Genomic DNA, 15,446 nt, shown 5'->3' with positions numbered 1-15,446 from the left:
CAACCCGGGCAAACCATAAGGATCATTACAAACCCCCGTCAATGATCTCGGCCCAGGTTGTACGAAGCCCCAGCCCAGCAGGCTGATCCGGGGGAAGCTGCGCTCACGCGCGCGGCCGGGCCAGGGCCCGGATGTTCCACCGGCGGATCGTGGCCTGGTGTGGCTCCCAGGCCCGCCACACGTCACGGCCCCAGGCCCAGACCAGCCGCTCATGCTCGGCAGCGTCCCGGGCGGCGAGCACGTCGACGGCGGTCATCAGGCCGGGCCGCGACGGTGGCCGCAGCCAGTGGAAGTAGTCCGGCCGCTCGGCCATCATCCGCTTGTGCAGCGCCGGGCCGTCGCGCGGGTCGGCGTCCTCCTCGACGAACAGGCACAGCGTCATCAGGCACAGGGCCAGGCTCTGGACCTCCCGCCGGCCGTCGCCGCCGGGGTGCTGCGCGATGTAGGAGTCGACGACCAGCTGGTGGACGTGGCGATAGGCGGCGATGCTGTACGAGCGCGCCAGCAGCTCACCGTAACGCCCCCGGCACTCGGCCGACGCCCCGCGCTCGTCGGGAAGCGGCCCACCGACAGCTGGGGCCACCAGCCCGCATCCGGGGCAGGTGGTCGCATCCTCGGCTTCCATCGGCACTCCTGACCTCGGCACTCTCCGCAGCTTCGCGCCGCGAGGCACGACGCTATGGACTGCCGTAACGTCAGGGTCAAGCGCGCGTGAGAGCGGGGGCGAAGCCGTCGGTTCGGCGCCTACTCGTCACGGACGAGCGGCTCGAAGGCGTGCGCGTGCTCGGCCGCCCACGAGCGGAACGTGCGTGCCGCGGTCGCGGTCACCTCCTCCACAGTGACGGTGACCGGTGCCGGACCGAGCGTCATCTCGGCCTGGGCCCGCAGGATGCCGTCCACGGCCGCCTCCGGCCAGCCGCGGGCCAGCATCTGCCGCCGCGCCTCCTCTGGGGAAGTCTCCTCCCATCGCACCGGATGGCCGATCACCTCGCCGATGACGCGCACCTGCTCGGCCTGGGTCAGGGAGTGCGGCCCGGTCAGCTCGTACACGGAGCCGGCATGCCCGTCCTGGGTCAGCGCCCGCACCGCGACCGCGGCGATGTCCCGCTCGTGCACGAGGGACATCGCGGCCTGACCGTACGGCTCACGCACCACTCCCCCGTCGCGGATCTGCTCGGCCCAGCGCAGGGCGTTGGCCGCGAAGGCATGCGGGCGCAGGATCGTCCATCGCGGCCCAGACCGTTCGATCAGCTGCTCGGCCTGCCGCTCATGATCACGCACAGCCGCCGACGACAGGTACACCACCCTGCGGGTCTCGGCCATCAGCTTGAGCACCACCTCCAGCCCCTCGCCCGAGGCGAACGGCCAGACCAGGAACACCGCCTCGACCCCGTCGAAAGCGGCATGCAGCGAATCAGGGACCGACAGGTCACCGCGCACGCCCTCGACAGTCGGTGGCAGATCGGCCGGTTCCCGGGTCAGCGCGCGAACCTCGACCCCGGCTTCCAGCAGCTGCGCCATCACCTGACGACCGACTGTGCCGGTCGCCCCGGTGACCAAAATCCGATGCGGCATCTCGCGTCTCCCATCAGCGGTTCTACTGATGGCCAACCGTAGGGGGATCACATGAGATGATCAATGCTTAAAAGTCCGCAATTCATACGCAATCGTCTTCTTGTCGAAGGGCTCAGACGGCGAGTCGGCCCAGGCTGCGGTCGACGACGGCGATCAGCAGGAACAGCGTCGCGGCGCCGATCATGACCCAGGCCAGCACGTGCATGCCGCCGGTGTCGGCGTGCCGGCCGAAGGCGAACGCGGACGCGGCGGACGCGACCATCGACCCCATGTACGAGAAGGTGCGAAGCAGCCCGGACGAGGCGCCCATGCGCTCCGGATCGGCCTGCCGGTACACCGAGTTCTGCAGCCCGAGGTTGTTGAGCCCCTGCGGCACGCCGAACACCAAGGCGACGACGAGCAGCATCCAGACCGGGCTGCTCGCGTTCAGGAACAGCATCAGCACGCACGCGACGATCTGTCCGACCGCGCCGACGACGAGCTTGCCCCAGCCGTTCCACGCCGGGAGACGAGCGGTCATCGACATCACGAGGCGTTCAGCCGGCCAGGGCCTTCCTGGCGTAGGAGCGGACGTCGGCGTCGGAGTCCGCCAGCGCGGCCCGCAAGGCGTCCGCCACCTCCGTGGCGGCGGCCCACGGCGTGAGCGCGAGCACGGCGGCCTTGCGCACGTCCAGGTTGGGGTCCGCCAGCGCTGCGACGAGCGGCTGCTTCGCCGTGGCCGGGTCCGCCGCGGCCAGGCAGCGCGCCGCCCCCACCCGCACCTGCCAGTCCTGATCGTCCAGCCCCCGGACGGCCTCGGCCTCCAGCGGCGTCCCCACCTCGCCCGACGACTCCAGGGCGGCGGCCCTGACCAGCGGGTCGGCGTCGCCCGCGAGAGCCGCCAGCGCGGCTGACGGCTTGCCGATGAGGCCCAGCCCCTTGGCCGCCCAGACGCGTACCTCCCTGGAGGGGTCCGTCGCGGCGGTGGCCACCGGGGCGGCCTCGTCGAGGGAGACCAGGCCGCGGATCGCCGCGATTCGTACCCGGTGGTCCGGGTCGGCCAGTGCCGTCTGGAACGTCCCGGTGTCGCCGAGCCGCATCGAGCGCAGCACGTCCAGCCCGGTGGCCCGGACCATGGCGTCCCCACCGGACAGGCATCCGGTCACGGCCGCGCCGAGTTCGGGCGTGGCCGGCAGCACCTCGACCAGCTCCTTGAGGCCGGTGGCCGCCGCCCGGCGTACGGTGCCGTGCTCGTCGGCGAGGGCGCCGGCCAGGGCCAGGCCCGTCCCCTCCGGCACCGTCTCGGTGAGTGTGGCGATGGCGGCCCGGCGTACCTTCGGGTCGGCATCGGCGAGGTAGGGGGCGAGCTGCGCCACCGACGGCTGTTCCTCGGCGAGGCGGTGCAGCTCAAGGATGCGCGGCGAGCGACCGACCGCGGCGCGGGCCTCCCGGCGCACCTCGTGGCGGCGCACCGCGGTCGCGGTCCGGGCGCGCAGCACCACCGGCTCGGCGGCGACCGGCGTGAACTCCTCGACCGGCACCAGGTACGGCTCCACGGGGCGCTTGACGAACTCCATGGCCCCGTCGCGCCGGCGGAGATTCAGGTGGAACAGCCACCCCTCGTCGTCGCGTCCGGGCTGGTCGGCGCGCTCGTGGTAGAGGCCCCACCGGCTCTCGGTACGGGTGAGCGAGGCACGGGCCGCCATCTCGGCGCAGTCGCGGATGAAGTCGACCTCGGCGCAGCGCATGAGCTCGTGCGGGGTGCGCGCGCCCATCAAGGCGATCTCGTCGCGCATCCGCTCGAAGGACTCCAGCGCGATCTCGAGCTTGGCGCCGGTCTTGGGCGGGGCGACGTAGTCGTTGACGAAGCGGCGCAGCTTGTACTCCACCTGCTGCTGCGGCGGCCCGTCCGGGTTGCGCAGGGGCCGGTAGACCAGCTCGTGCGCGGCGGCGATCTGGTCCTCCGGCAGCGCCGCGCCGCTCTGGTGGTGCTCGGCCGCGTGGGCGCCGGCCAGGTCGCCGAAGACGAAGGCGCCGATCATGTAGTTGTGCGGCACGCAGGCCAGGTCGCCGGCCGCGTACAGGCCGGGTACCGTGGTCGCGCCGTGCTCGTCCACCCACACGCCCGATGCCGAGTGCCCGCCGCACAGGCCGATCTCCGAGATGTGCATCTCCACGTCGTGGTCGCGGTAGTCGTGCCCGCGCCCGGCGTGGAACGTGCCACGGGTGGGGCGTTCGGTGGTGTGCAGGATGGTCTCGATCTCCGTGACCGTCTCGTCGGGCAGATGGGAGAGCTTGAGGTAGATCGGCCCCCGGGCGGAGGCGATCTCGGCGGACACCTCGGACATCATCTGGCCCGACCAGTAGTCGGAGTCGACGAACCGCTCGCCCTTGTTGTTGACCTGGTAGCCGCCGAACGGGTTGGCCACGTAGGCGCAGGCCGGCCCGTTGTAGTCCTTGATCAACGGGTTGATCTGGAAGCACTCGATGCCGCTGAGCTCGGCCCCGGCGTGGTAGGCCATGGCGTAGCCGTCGCCCGCGTTGGTGGGGTTCTCGTACGTGCCGTACAGGTAGCCGCTGGCGGGCAGGCCGAGCCGGCCGCAGGCGCCGGTGGCGAGGATCACGGCTCCGGCGCTCACCGTGACGAAACGCCCGGAACGCGTGTCGAACCCGGCCACGCCGACCGCCCGGCCCTCCGAGGTGAGCACCCTGACCGGCATGACGCGGTTCTCGACGCGGAGCCTCTCCCGGATGTCGCGTCGCCGCAGCACCCGGTAGAGGACCTTCTTGACGTCCTTGCCCTCCGGCATGGGGAGCACGTAGCTGCCCGAGCGGTGGACCCTGCGGACCGCGTACTCGCCGTGCTCGTCCTTCTCGAACTTCACCCCGTAGCTTTCCAGGCGGCGGACCATGTCGTGGCCCCTGGTCGCGGTCTGGTAGATCGTCTTCTGGTTGACGACGCCGTCGTTGGCCCGGGTGATCTCGGCGACGTAGTCCTCGGGGGTGGCCTTGCCGGGGATGACGGCATTGTTGACGCCGTCCATGCCCATGGCGAGCGCGCCGCTGTGCCGTACATGGGCCTTCTCCAGCAGCAGCACCCGCGCGCCCTGTTCGGCCGCGGTGATCGCGGCCATCGTGCCCGCGGTGCCTCCGCCGACGACGAGCACGTCGCACTCCAGGCGCAGGCCGTCCTCGATCGAGGGGATGTCCATCACAACTCCTTGAGGATCTGGGCGCGCAGCCCGGCTCTGTCGGCGCCGGGGTCACGGGGCCCTGGCACCTCGGTCACCGCGCGGACTCCGCCACGGCCGAGCACCACCACGCGATCGGCGAGCAGGAGCGCCTCGTCCACGTCGTGGGTGACGAAGATGACCGTCGCCCTGGTGTCTTCGAGCACGTCGAGCAGGAGCGCCTGCATCTCGGCGCGGGTCTGGGCGTCGAGCGCGCCGAACGGCTCGTCCATCAGCACCGCGCGGGGCGCTCCCGCGAGGGCGCGGGCGAGCTGCACGCGCTGCCGCATGCCGCCCGACAGCTCGCGCGGCAGCCGGTCCTCGTGCCCGGCCAGGCCGACGCGGGCGATCCACTCCCGCGCGGCGGCCCGGCGCTCGCGCCTGGGCAGCTTGCGGATGCGCAGCGGCAGCTCCACATTGCCCAGGACGGTCCGCCACGGCAGCAGCGCGTCGTCCTGGAAGATCATCGCGCGGTCCGGCGAGGTGGCCGCGATCTCCTCCCCGTCCGCGACGATCCTTCCTCCGTAGGGCCGCAGCAGCCCGGCCAGCGCGCGCAGCAACGTGGACTTGCCCGAGCCCGACGTGCCGACGACGACCAGCACCTCGCCGGGGCGGACCGCCAGGTCGAGCTCGCTCAGGACCGGGTCCCGGGCGTACCCCAGCGACAGGGACTCCAAAGTGAGGCCGAGAGTCACGACCTGCTCCTTTCCGCCCGCGGCAGCCAGCGTGTCATCCGTCGCCCGGCCAGCTCGACGGCGGCCGAGGTGAGCCAGCCGAGCAGGCCGATGGTGATCATGCCGACGAAGACGGCCGGGTAGTCGACGATCGTGTACGACATCCAGGTCCGGTAGCCGACCCCGAACTCGCCGGAGATCATCTCCGCCGAGATGACGCAGATCCAGGCCACGCCCATGCCGACGGAGAGCCCGCCGAACACTCCGGGCAGGATGCCGGGCAGCACCACGTTCCAGAGCACGTGGCGCCGGCCGCCGCCGAGCGTCCTGACCGCGTCCTCCCAGAGCGTGGGCAGCGCCCGCACGGCGTGGCGCGTGCTCACCATGACCGGGAAGAAGGCGGCGGTGCACGTGATGAACACGATGCCCTGCTCATCGGTGGGGAACAGCAGGATCGCCACCGGCACCAGCGCGATCGCGGGAATGGGGCGGACGGCTTCGAGCAGCGGCAGCAGTGCGTCCCCCGTCCCGCGGGATCTGGCGACCAGCAGGCCCACGGTGATCCCGGCGACCGCGGCCAGGCCGAATCCGGACAGGATCCTGATCAGGCTCTGCAGCAGGTCGAGGTAGTACACGGAGGTGGAGAGCTGCGTGGCGAACCGCGCAGCGATCTCATCGAGTGTGGGCAGCCGGTCGAACCTGAGCCAAAGACGCGCGTCGGTGACCGTGAGGAGCTGCCACAGGGCGGCCACGGCCAGGAGCGAGACCGCCCTGACCGCCCATCGACGCCCCTTCCCCGCGCTGCTCTGAGCCCGGCCCCGCAGGGACGGCGCGACCACGGACGCGGGTACGGCCGCCCAAGACGGGCCGGCTTTCGTCTCCGTGGTCATCGGGCGTCACCTCCCGCTGCGGCCGCCTTCAACGCGGCTTCATAGGCGACGGGCTGGGTCTTCGGATGCTCCTCGCGGTAGGCGGCGGCCCCCTCCTCGGTGGTGAAGGGCAGGAACCTGGCGCTCGCGGCGGCGGCCGGATCCCGGAGCCAGACGGACTTGTCGGCGAACCACCTGGTCCCGGTGACGGTGTCAGGCACGTAGGCCGCCCGTACCGGCTGCTTCGCGGCGGCCACCTGCCGGAGCAGGCAGGTCGGCGTGGCGGCGGCCAGGGTCTCGCTCTCCCCGCTCAGCCACAGCTCCGAGGCGGTCTTGGGATCGTCGACGGCCACGCCGCAGACGGTGTCGTTCCCCGTGATCGGGGCGGGGTTCACGGTCGAGGCCCGGTCGGCGTCGTACGCCGGCCCGTACGCCTTGCGGAGGTAGGCGTCGTTGACGAAGGAGGCGACGTTCACCCCGGCGAAGTCGGCGCTGATCCGCTTGAGGTAGGTCCCGTCATGCTCATGTGCCGCCTGAAGGGACTGCTTCAGCGTGACGTCGAAGGTGGCGATGCCGCCGCGGCCGTTGTACAGGTAGACCACCTCGGGCGGCAGGCCCGTGGCGCGGGCCACCGACTCCGCGGCCTGCAGAGGGTGCTCGTGCAGGTAGCGGGTGGCGTCGATCTGCGCCTTGAGGAAGGCGTCCACGATCTCCGGGTGGTCCTTGGCGTACGCCTGGCGTACCACCACGCCGTGGAAGGTCGGCACCTCCAGAGCCGAGCCGTCGTAGACCAGCCGGCCCTTGTTCTGGAAGGCCAGCAGTCCCGGCCAGGCCACGAACTGGGCGTACGCCTGCACCCCGCCCGACTCGAGCTGGGCCGCACCGACGGCGGGCTGGTGATTGACCGTCTCGACGTCGGTGATCCCCGCTTTCTCCAGCGCCTGGATCAGCGTGCCGTGCCCGGCCGAGCCGAAGCTGGCCGAGATCTTGGCGCCCTTGAGGTCGGCCAGGGTCCGCGCCTTCGACACGGGCGGGACGATGACCATGTTCAGCCCGCCGCGCGCGTTGTAGCCGGTGATGGAGATCAACTCGGTATGGGCCGCCGGGATCGACTGGGTGCGAGAGGCGTTGATCAGCAGCGGATAGTCGCCCATCGAGCCGATGTCGATCTTCCCAGCGACCATCTTGGCGGTGATGGGGGCGCCGGTGTCGTAGTCCTGCCACTCGACGGTGTACTTGCCGCCGAGCCGCTTCTCGAGGTAGCCGAGCGAGCGCAGCAGGGTGCCGGCCGTCACGGTGTTGATGGTCTTGGACTGGTAGCCGACGACGAGCTTCGTCTTCCCCTCGCCGCCCGTGGCGCCGGAGACCGAGCAGGCGGTGGCGGCCAACAGGAGCACCGCCATCAGGGCCTTGCGCACAGCGCTCTCCTTCATCTCAGCAGGTAAGGCATGTTGATGGTGACCGCGTCCACGGGGCATCTGGCCGCGCAGGGGCCGCAGTACCAGCACTCGTCGACGTGCATGTACGCCTTGCCGGTCGCGTCGCTGATCGCCAGGGAGTCGAGCGGGCACGCCTCGACGCACAGCGTGCAGCCGTCGATGCACAGGGATTCGTCGATCGTCACAGGGACCTCGACGCGCTGGGTGATCAGGGCCATGCCTGCTCCTTGTCCTCTTTTCGGCGGTCTTCTTTTCGGCGGTCCTCGGTGCGCCGCAGATGGCCGCGCATCGTCAGCCGGTCGCCTCTGAAACGGATGAACTCAAGGTCCACCGGCCTGCTGTCGGCCAGGTGGGTGAGCCGCTCGACCATCAGCAGCGCGGCTCCGCGCGGCGTGCCGAGCGCGGCGGCGGTGTGTGGGTCGGCGTTGACGGCTTCGAGTGTGAGCTCTGCCATGCCGAGTGGCTGCCCGGCGATCTGTTCGAGGAGCACGAAGATGTCGTTGTTCGCCAGGTCCGCGTCGAACAGCGGCTCGCCGACGTCACGTACGAGATAGGTGAGGTCGAGCGAGAGGGGCAGGCCGTTCAGGTTGCGCAGCCGTTCCAGGTAGACGACCTGCTCGCCGGGTGCGAGCCCGAGCCGGTGACTGACCGGGGCGGGCGGCTCTATGAGAGTCATCGTGCGGACCTGGTTGGTCACCCGCCCGTGCTCGTGCAGGGTCTCGGCCAGACCGAGCAGGCGATGCAGCCCATGCGGGTACTTCTCGGCCACCACGGTGGTGCCCACACCCGGGCTCCGCTCGACCAGACCCTCCTCACGCAGCAGGTCGAGCGCCTCCCGGACGGTGTTGCGCGAGATGCCGAACTCACGGGCGAGCACCGCCTCCAGCGGCAGCTGCCCATGAGGGAAGCTGCCGTGGATGATCTGTCTTCTCAAGAGGTCGGCCACCTGCCGGGCACGATCCGCCCGGCACCGCCGATCATCGAGCACCACCCGCTTCATGCCGCTAAACCTACTCAACGAGTAGGAAAAATGGGATAACGGGGAGATTGCGCCACCCCATCCGGCCCGAATCACCGGCTTGAGCTGCGGAAACACTCGGAAGACGGCAAGATCTGCCACCTACGTCGCAGGTCAACCACCACGACCTCCACGCCTTACAGGTGATCCACCACCGAGCCGTACCGCCGGGACAGCGGCCCATACCCGCCGCCCGAAGTGCCCGCCGGCAGCCACCCGATTGGCTGACCCACCCGCCTCCCGCCCGATGCTGAGCGCCGAATTCGGGCCCGCGCTGTTCCTCCGGTCCGTGCTGGGCCGGAGGGCTGATCAGAGCTCGTCCGGGCGGATCCAGCCGCCGGGCAGCAGCCGGGCGAGCTGTTCGCACAGCAGGTCGCGCAGCGGCCCGTCGGGCTGCTCGCGGATCTCACGCTTGACGGACCCTGGACCAGGTCCTTGGTGCAGCGCACCGGGACATATGACATGGTCAATCGCGCTCGGCCAGCCGGAACCAGACCGATCCGCCGGTCTCGTCGCGGCGGAATCCCCATTCGGTGGCCAGCAGATCCACCAGCCAAAGGCCCCGGCCTCCGTCGTCGTCGAGGGTCGGAGCGCGTACAGCGGGCGCGGTGGTGGCGGAGCCGGCGTCGGCCACCTCCACCTGCACGGTCGCGCCGATACGGGTGATCTGTACCGCCACCTGGCCGCCGAAGGGGTGGGCGGAGTCGGAGTGGGTGAGTACCGGTAGGCCACTGGCGAGGTGCCTGCTGGTGCAGGTCCTTTTCCAGTGGCCCCCGGCCCGAACCCGCCGTGCACCTTTCAATGCAGCGGGCTCTCCAGTGACTACTGCGTGTTTGTCGCGGTGGGATGCCCGGCGTGGATGGTCTCGTGGCAGGCGGCGCAGACGATCAGGGTTTTGCGTCGCATTCTGGTCATGAGTTCCGCCCACGGGGGCCAAGGCCGTTGCGTTCTCGGCTGGTGAGACTGCTGCACCCCTGGGTCGAGTGGCCGAGGGCGTCTCCTTCACCCGCCTCTACCAGAGCATCACCGCCCAGCCGGGCAGCCCGATCTGGTTCCGGAACTGGGCTGAAGAGATCGAGCCGACCCTTGTCGTGTTGCGCTCGTGGGACCCTCTGCTCATCCCCGGCCTTCTCCAGACCGAGGCATATGCCCGCCACATCTTCAGCATGGAACCCCGAGCCACCCCCGATGGGGTGAAGGAGCGAGTCGAGGCCCGGATGCGACGGCAGCGCATCCTCGACCGAGGCAAGCCGCCTCTCGTCTCCGTGCTGTTCGACGCGGGCGTGTTGCACCGCCGGGTCGGCGGACCGGAAGTGATGCGCGAACAGCTTGACCGCCTGCTGGAGGTCGCGGCACATCCATCAGTCTTCATCCAGGTTGTCGACCCGGATTGCCTACCCGGCCTGGCAGGGCCTTTCATGATCGCGGAACTCCCTGATGGGCGACCCGATGTCATCAGCTCGGATGCACCGGCTCAGGCGCAGATCACCGCCGACCTCGACGTTGTGACCTCAATTTGGGAGCGCTATGACGCCATACGGTCATGGGCCTATCCTGAGCGCATATCCCTCAAGATGATCGAAAAAGCGAGACGCGAATGGACCTGAGCGGCGCCGTGTGGCGGAAGTCGTCGCGGTCTTCGGGCAACGGCGGCCAGTGCGTGGAGGTCGCTATGAATCTCCCCGGAGTGGTCGGCGTTCGGGACAGCAAGGACCCGGAAGGCCCAAAGCTGATCTTCACTCCCGGCGAGTGGAGGGCATTCATCGGCGGCCTCAAGTCCGGCGACTTCGGTCTTATACCCTGACATCACGACTCTCCCCGTCGCTGGATGGCGACAGGCGCTGATGGCCGCCCGCCGTCGAAGACAAGGAACGGGGAGATGAGACTCACCGCCCGACAGCTCAACCGGGCCACGCTCGCCCGGCAACTGCTGTTACGGCGCGAATCGCTGACCGTGGCCGACGCCGTCCGCCGGCTCGTCGCCCTGCAGGCGCAGGAGGCCCCGTCACCGTACGTCGCCCTGTGGAACCGGCTCACCGACTTCGAGGCGAAAGAGCTGGACGTCGCGTTCGCCGACCGCGAGGTGGTCAAGGCCACCCTGCTGCGCATCACGTTGCACGCGGTGCACGCCGAGGACTACCCGTACTTCCACACCGCGATGCGGCGCACGGTACGGGCCGCGCGGCTGGGCCACTCCCGCTTCACATCGAGCGGATTGTCCATCGCCGAAGCCGATGCCCTCCTTCCCCATCTCGCGGAGTTCGTGGCCCGTCCGCGCACCAGCGCCGAGATCGAGGACTTCCTCAAGGACAGGTACGGGGAGCCCAAGCGGGGTGCGTGGTGGGCGCTGCGGACGTTCGCGCCTTTGCACCACGCGCCGACCGGTGGACCGTGGTCGTTCGGTGCAAGGTCGTCGTTCCTCGACGCAGGCACCGCATCAGGTCCGGAATCTGAGGACGAGTCCGTACAGCGACTGGTTCTGCGTTACCTAAGGGCGTTCGGCCCCGCCTCGGTGCCGGACATGGCGCAGTTCACCCTGCTCAAGCGGTCGGTGCTGCGGCTGGCTGTGCAGGCTCTGGACGGCCAGACCGAGGAGCTGGAAGGGCCGGATGGAGCGGCACTGTTCGATGTGCCCGGCGCGCCGCTCCCCGCTGAGGACACTGCTGCCCCACCCCGCCTGCTGCCCATGTGGGACAGCGTTCTGCTCGCCTACTCCGATCGCAGCCGCGTCATTCCGCCCGAATACCGCCCGATCGTCATCCGGCGCAACGGCGATGTCCTGCCGACCCTGCTCGTCGACGGCTTCGTCGCCGGTGTGTGGCGCCCGGTCGAGGGCGGCATCGAAGCGACGGCATTCCACCACCTGGACGACGAGGCGTGGAAGGGGCTGGCGACGGAGGCCGAGGCGCTGGCGGCGTTCCTGGCGGACCGCGGGACAACTGTCTATCGCCGCTACGCCCACTGGTGGACCAAGCAGTTGCCGAGCGCCGAAGTCCGTTTACTCCCGAGCTAGGCCGTGACAGCACCACACAAAGATCGTTAGCGTCTGTCTCGGTCCACGATGTGCAACGGTACGTCCCGCTCGATCCGCTCCAGCACAGCGGCCGCGTTGCCGCCCTTGGCCGCGGCGTACTCCGCCTCGGTCAGCGCAACGACCTGCAGGAACGTGACACGGCCGTGCGGGGTGTCCAGCACAGCCAACTGCGGGTCGACGGCGAACGCGAGCGCCGCGAGTTCGGTTGGATTGTCCGCCTCCTGGTCCGGCCGGTCGTTGAACGTTCCCCGGGCCACGTGGATCGTGTGGCCGGGCGCGAACGGCCGCTCCGCGAAGACGTACCTGGCCAGTTGCTGCAACAGAACGGCCGGCCACTTCGGCGGCGTTTCGTCCTGTGGGCCGCGGGCCACCCGGATACTGAACTCGATCCCCCAGCCCGACTCCTCCGGGTCGTCGGTCACCTTCTCGTAGAGTTCGGACATCCCGAAGCTCACCAGGTGCCAGTGCGGTCGCGGCGCGTCCCGAGCGTAGATCCGGATCGCGTCCAACGGATCGGGACCGCCGGCCGAGTACGGCACGTCGGGCGCGAAGGTGCCCACCGGTTCGGTGTCGCCGTAGAGATCGTGCAACGCCGTCTCGATCGCCGCCCAGCCGACCGCCTCCAGGTCCGTGGAGAGGGAGATCTCGGTCCCTTCCGGTAGGTCTTTAACCTGCCCGTGGATCTGGCCGGCGACGTTGGCGCTGACCACGAAGTCGATGGCGTCGATGTTGTCGACCGCGACCCGACCACCGGCGACCGGCGGATGCTTGAAGTCGTAAACCTGTTTGGCATCGGGGACGATCCCGGCACGTTCGGCTTCCTGGGCCAGCCCGGCCATCAGATACCGCTCCTGGCCCTCCGGCGTGTCCAGCTCCGCTCGCAGCGCCTCGACGCCGTCCCAGCACCGGGTCAGCGTGCCGTGCACGATGCTGAGGAACCAGCAGCCGTCGTCGGAGCGGAGGAAGACGTCCCCGAACGGGGACGCGAAGAGCGGGACCTTGTCTCCGATATCGGCCCACTGCCATGCTTCCAGGGCACGCTCGTACTGCTCCGGCGAAAACGCTCGAATCATATTCACGCGGGGATCCAACCACAGGCTTGTTCAGCAGAGGACTCCAGACAGCCAGCGGCCAGTACATGGCATGGAAGACCACTGTCTGCCAGCCGTGCGTGACCAATCCGGTCGGGTCACCGTTGAACTTCACCCCGAGACTGATGCTGATCATCGCATAGGGGAAGACCAGCAGCGCGAGCGCGCCAAGGCCGGCGGGGATGACCGCGGCCATGACCGGCACCCGGCGGCCACGCAGGACCGGCACCCAACGCGGCCACACCTCACCCCACTCGCTGACCAGCCCGACGGCGAGAAGGGCCGCCCCTTCGCTCACCACGCTGAGCAGAAGGATGTACCACCACCCGTTCAGCTGTTCCTGCCCAGCAGGCGTGGGGCCGGGCTCCAGCAGCGGCGCATCCAAGATGAAGGCGGCGATGCGCCACAGGCTGGAGGGCAGCACGGCCAGCGGGATGGCGTAGGCGGCCAGCACGGCCCAGCGGGGGACGCCCGCCGAGGTCCGGCCATGCAGTCTGCTCCATAGGGTGTCAGCGGTCATGAAGGTTCTCCTCAAAGGTGGCAAACAGGCTGGCGCCTTTGAGGATCACACCTGTCTCGAGCCTGCTCATCCCCCACACGAGGGAGGCCGGGCGGCGGGCCGTCGGCTAACGTCGGTCTCCGTGAAAGGTCGCTTCGCCCGAGCTGTGCGGGCTGGGATATACCAGCTGCTGGGGGCCGCGTTGCTGACCCCGGTGGCCGTGGCGCTCGGCCTGGTCATCCTGGCGGAGCAGACTCCGGTGCGGGGCCACCCTTGGCGCGGGGGTGCTGCTGCTGTCCCCTGGGTTGGTCCGGCTGGGCGACGTATCGCGGTGGCGCGCTGCTCCAGGTGAACTGGCCGAGGTGTGCCTCCTCGCGGCGGCCACACTGGCCGCGATGGTCGCGGCCGGGCTCGGCCAGCGGTGGGCGGCGCGCCGGCTGCTGGGTGCCGAGCCGTCCCGCATCATCGAGGAACTCGGCCGCCGCCAGAGCCTGGCCATGGAACTGCACGACTCGGTCGGTCATGCCCTCAGCGTCGTCCTCGTACAGGCGATGGCCGCTCAAGCGGCGCTGCAGAAGGCGCGCGTGCCGGAGGTCGGCGACTCGCTCGGCCATCTGACGAACACCGCCCGAAACGCCCAGCAGGACCTCGACGTACTGCTGCGCGTACTCGACGACGGCGACCCGGCCGAGACGCCCACACTCGGCTCCCTCCGCGAGCTGATCCGCGGCCTCGACGTGCGCGCGAACGTCGGCCGCCTCGACCGGGTTCCGGCCGCCACCTCGCGCGTGGCCTTCGCCATCGCCAGGGAGGCGCTCACCAACGCCCTGCGTCACGGGCAGGGCCCGATCGTGATCGACGTCGCCACCGGCGACGATCTGATCCTCACCGTGGACAACAAAACGACCGACAACACCTCCCCGCAGCCCGGCCGGGAAGGGCGCGGCCTCACCGGCATGCGCATGCGGGCCCGTTTGGCCGGCGGCACGTTCGTACACAAGAGGATGGAGGGCACGTGGCGCATCCAGGCGACGCTGCCGCTGTGATCCGCGTCGTCCTGGCCGACGACGAGACGCTGATCCGTTCGGGTTGGTCGACGATGCTCTCCTTCCACGACGACATCGAGGTCGTCGGCGAGGCAGCCAACGGTCGTGAGGCCGTCGAGGCCGGCGGTGGCGCGGACGTCGTGCTGATGGACATCCGCATGCCCCGCCTCGACGGCCTGACCGCCACCCAGGAGCTCGCCCGCCGCTCCCCGGCGACGCGGGTCATCGTGGTCACGACATTCGAGAACGACCAGCTGGTCTGGGGTGCGCTGCGCGCCGGCGCGGCCGGTTACGTTCTCAAGCGCGCGCCCGCGGAGGAGTTGGTGGATGCAATCCGGCTCGTGCACTCCCGCGAGGCGGTGCTCTTCCCCGACGCGCTGCGCCGCATCGCCTCTCCACATGCCGGTAGGTCGAAGCCGCGCGTGCCGGTCGAGCTGACCCCGCGCGAGCTGGACGTGCTGCGGCACATCGCGTACGGGCAGAACAACGCGGAGATCGCGGCGACCCTGTACGTGTCCGTAGAGACGGTCAAGACGCACGTCCGCCACGTCCTGGAGAAGCTCGGGGCTCGCGACCGCACCCAGGCGGCGGTTCTGGCCTACGAATTCGGCCTCATCTTCGCCGGAACCAAGGGGCGCCTCATGTGAGCGGACCCTTGTCTTTGAGAACGTAACCGCCCCGTATCACCGGCGCGTTAGATGCGAAACGTCCCCCACGCACGGGTGGGGAAGACGGGCTCTCCGCGGTGAATTCACCATGGGCATCGACCGTGACCTGGACGTCGTTGCCTGGGGCCGGGAAATACATCCGCGCCCATCCCTTGATGGACGCGGTGGTCGCACTGGCGGCCGGCGCGACTTCGCTCGACGTGACGGCCGCGACCGCGACGCCGGCCTGTGGCGTGACGGCGGCGGCCAGCACGAGGACCCCAACGGTGTGGCACAGATTTTGATCACGACGTTTCTCCAACGCTCGCAACGTGAACTGACTCC

General features: G+C 69.8%; 19 protein-coding genes. 6 read left to right on the top strand and 13 right to left on the bottom strand.

What is annotated here, in order from left to right; all coding sequences use genetic code 11:
* Positions 1 to 103: 103 nt before the first annotated feature.
* The 11 genes from AB0B61_RS29045 to AB0B61_RS28995 form a co-directional block, all read right to left on the bottom strand.
* Positions 104 to 625, bottom strand: a complete 522-nt coding sequence (locus AB0B61_RS29045) for a DUF5946 family protein (RefSeq protein WP_358438186.1) — start codon at positions 623 to 625, stop codon at positions 104 to 106.
* A 119-nt stretch (positions 626 to 744) separates the two neighbouring features.
* Entirely contained in the window at positions 745 to 1,575 is an 831-nt protein-coding gene (locus AB0B61_RS29040; protein WP_358438183.1) for an NAD(P)H-binding protein, read from the bottom strand.
* 112 nt (positions 1,576 to 1,687) lie between these two features.
* Positions 1,688 to 2,095: a hypothetical protein gene (locus AB0B61_RS29035; RefSeq protein ID WP_358438180.1), complete on the bottom strand. Its 408-nt coding sequence runs from the start codon at positions 2,093 to 2,095 to the stop codon at positions 1,688 to 1,690.
* A 16-nt stretch (positions 2,096 to 2,111) separates the two neighbouring features.
* On the bottom strand, positions 2,112 to 4,766 hold the full coding sequence (locus tag AB0B61_RS29030; RefSeq protein ID WP_358438177.1) for a fumarate reductase/succinate dehydrogenase flavoprotein subunit: 2,655 nt from the start codon (positions 4,764 to 4,766) through the stop codon (positions 2,112 to 2,114).
* Positions 4,766 to 5,479, bottom strand: coding sequence for an ABC transporter ATP-binding protein (locus tag AB0B61_RS29025; RefSeq protein WP_357642387.1), 714 nt, complete (start codon positions 5,477 to 5,479; stop codon positions 4,766 to 4,768). Before AB0B61_RS29025 ends, AB0B61_RS29030 begins: the two co-directional genes overlap by 1 nt.
* Entirely contained in the window at positions 5,476 to 6,348 is an 873-nt protein-coding gene (locus AB0B61_RS29020; protein WP_358438174.1) for an ABC transporter permease, read from the bottom strand. Before AB0B61_RS29020 ends, AB0B61_RS29025 begins: the two co-directional genes overlap by 4 nt.
* Positions 6,345 to 7,745 (bottom strand): ABC transporter substrate-binding protein, encoded by a 1,401-nt coding sequence (locus tag AB0B61_RS29015; RefSeq protein ID WP_358438171.1) that lies wholly within the window; start codon positions 7,743 to 7,745, stop codon positions 6,345 to 6,347. The genes AB0B61_RS29020 and AB0B61_RS29015 overlap by 4 nt, the downstream gene beginning before the upstream one ends.
* Positions 7,746 to 7,756: 11 nt before the next feature.
* Positions 7,757 to 7,984 carry a 4Fe-4S dicluster domain-containing protein gene (locus AB0B61_RS29010; RefSeq protein ID WP_357642380.1) on the bottom strand — a complete coding sequence of 76 codons (228 nt, stop codon included), beginning with the start codon at positions 7,982 to 7,984 and terminating at the stop codon, positions 7,757 to 7,759.
* A complete protein-coding gene (locus AB0B61_RS29005) occupies positions 7,975 to 8,766 on the bottom strand; it encodes a GntR family transcriptional regulator (protein WP_358438168.1) in 792 nt (263 codons plus the stop codon). The genes AB0B61_RS29010 and AB0B61_RS29005 overlap by 10 nt, the downstream gene beginning before the upstream one ends.
* Before the next feature lie 484 nt (positions 8,767 to 9,250).
* Positions 9,251 to 9,586, bottom strand: coding sequence for an ATP-binding protein (locus AB0B61_RS29000; RefSeq protein WP_358438165.1), 336 nt, complete (start codon positions 9,584 to 9,586; stop codon positions 9,251 to 9,253).
* Between the two features lie 20 nt (positions 9,587 to 9,606).
* Positions 9,607 to 9,756 (bottom strand): hypothetical protein, encoded by a 150-nt coding sequence (locus tag AB0B61_RS28995; protein WP_358438162.1) that lies wholly within the window; start codon positions 9,754 to 9,756, stop codon positions 9,607 to 9,609.
* Positions 9,757 to 9,767: 11 nt separating this feature from the next.
* On the opposite strand from AB0B61_RS28995, the gene AB0B61_RS28990 reads away from it, so the two are divergent.
* The 3 genes from AB0B61_RS28990 to AB0B61_RS28980 all read left to right on the top strand — a co-directional run bounded on the left by AB0B61_RS28990 (position 9,768) and on the right by AB0B61_RS28980 (position 11,797).
* Positions 9,768 to 10,391, top strand: coding sequence for a DUF5753 domain-containing protein (locus AB0B61_RS28990; protein WP_358438160.1), 624 nt, complete (start codon positions 9,768 to 9,770; stop codon positions 10,389 to 10,391).
* Entirely contained in the window at positions 10,382 to 10,588 is a 207-nt protein-coding gene (locus AB0B61_RS28985; protein WP_358438157.1) for a DUF397 domain-containing protein, read from the top strand. Before AB0B61_RS28990 ends, AB0B61_RS28985 begins: the two co-directional genes overlap by 10 nt.
* Before the next feature lie 75 nt (positions 10,589 to 10,663).
* A complete protein-coding gene (locus AB0B61_RS28980; RefSeq protein ID WP_358438154.1) occupies positions 10,664 to 11,797 on the top strand; it encodes a winged helix DNA-binding domain-containing protein in 1,134 nt (377 codons plus the stop codon).
* A 26-nt stretch (positions 11,798 to 11,823) separates the two neighbouring features.
* Here the strand turns inward: AB0B61_RS28980 and AB0B61_RS28975 are convergent, their stop codons facing one another.
* On the bottom strand, positions 11,824 to 12,891 hold the full coding sequence (locus AB0B61_RS28975; protein WP_358438151.1) for a suppressor of fused domain protein: 1,068 nt from the start codon (positions 12,889 to 12,891) through the stop codon (positions 11,824 to 11,826).
* 200 nt (positions 12,892 to 13,091) lie between these two features.
* Between AB0B61_RS28975 and AB0B61_RS28970 the strand changes: the two genes are divergently transcribed.
* The 3 genes from AB0B61_RS28970 to AB0B61_RS28960 all read left to right on the top strand — a co-directional run bounded on the left by AB0B61_RS28970 (position 13,092) and on the right by AB0B61_RS28960 (position 15,101).
* Entirely contained in the window at positions 13,092 to 13,352 is a 261-nt protein-coding gene (locus AB0B61_RS28970; RefSeq protein ID WP_358438149.1) for a hypothetical protein, read from the top strand.
* Between the two features lie 340 nt (positions 13,353 to 13,692).
* Entirely contained in the window at positions 13,693 to 14,454 is a 762-nt protein-coding gene (locus tag AB0B61_RS28965; RefSeq protein WP_358438146.1) for a histidine kinase, read from the top strand.
* Positions 14,451 to 15,101, top strand: a complete 651-nt coding sequence (locus AB0B61_RS28960) for a response regulator transcription factor (protein WP_358438143.1) — start codon at positions 14,451 to 14,453, stop codon at positions 15,099 to 15,101. Before AB0B61_RS28965 ends, AB0B61_RS28960 begins: the two co-directional genes overlap by 4 nt.
* On the opposite strand, the gene AB0B61_RS28955 is transcribed toward AB0B61_RS28960, so the two are convergent.
* The gene (locus AB0B61_RS28955) at positions 15,094 to 15,423 is read right to left on the bottom strand and encodes a hypothetical protein (protein WP_358438140.1); all 330 of its coding nucleotides are present in this window, start codon (positions 15,421 to 15,423) and stop codon (positions 15,094 to 15,096) included. The two genes, AB0B61_RS28960 and AB0B61_RS28955, sit on opposite strands and share 8 nt — an antisense overlap.
* Between the last annotated feature and the right edge of the window lie 23 nt (positions 15,424 to 15,446).

It is taken from the genome of Nonomuraea sp. NPDC049158, assembly GCF_040648335.1.
GTDB lineage: Bacteria > Actinomycetota > Actinomycetes > Streptosporangiales > Streptosporangiaceae > Nonomuraea.
The sequence above is the reverse complement of the archived record's forward strand: the minus strand, read 5'-3'. Positions and strand labels throughout refer to the sequence as shown.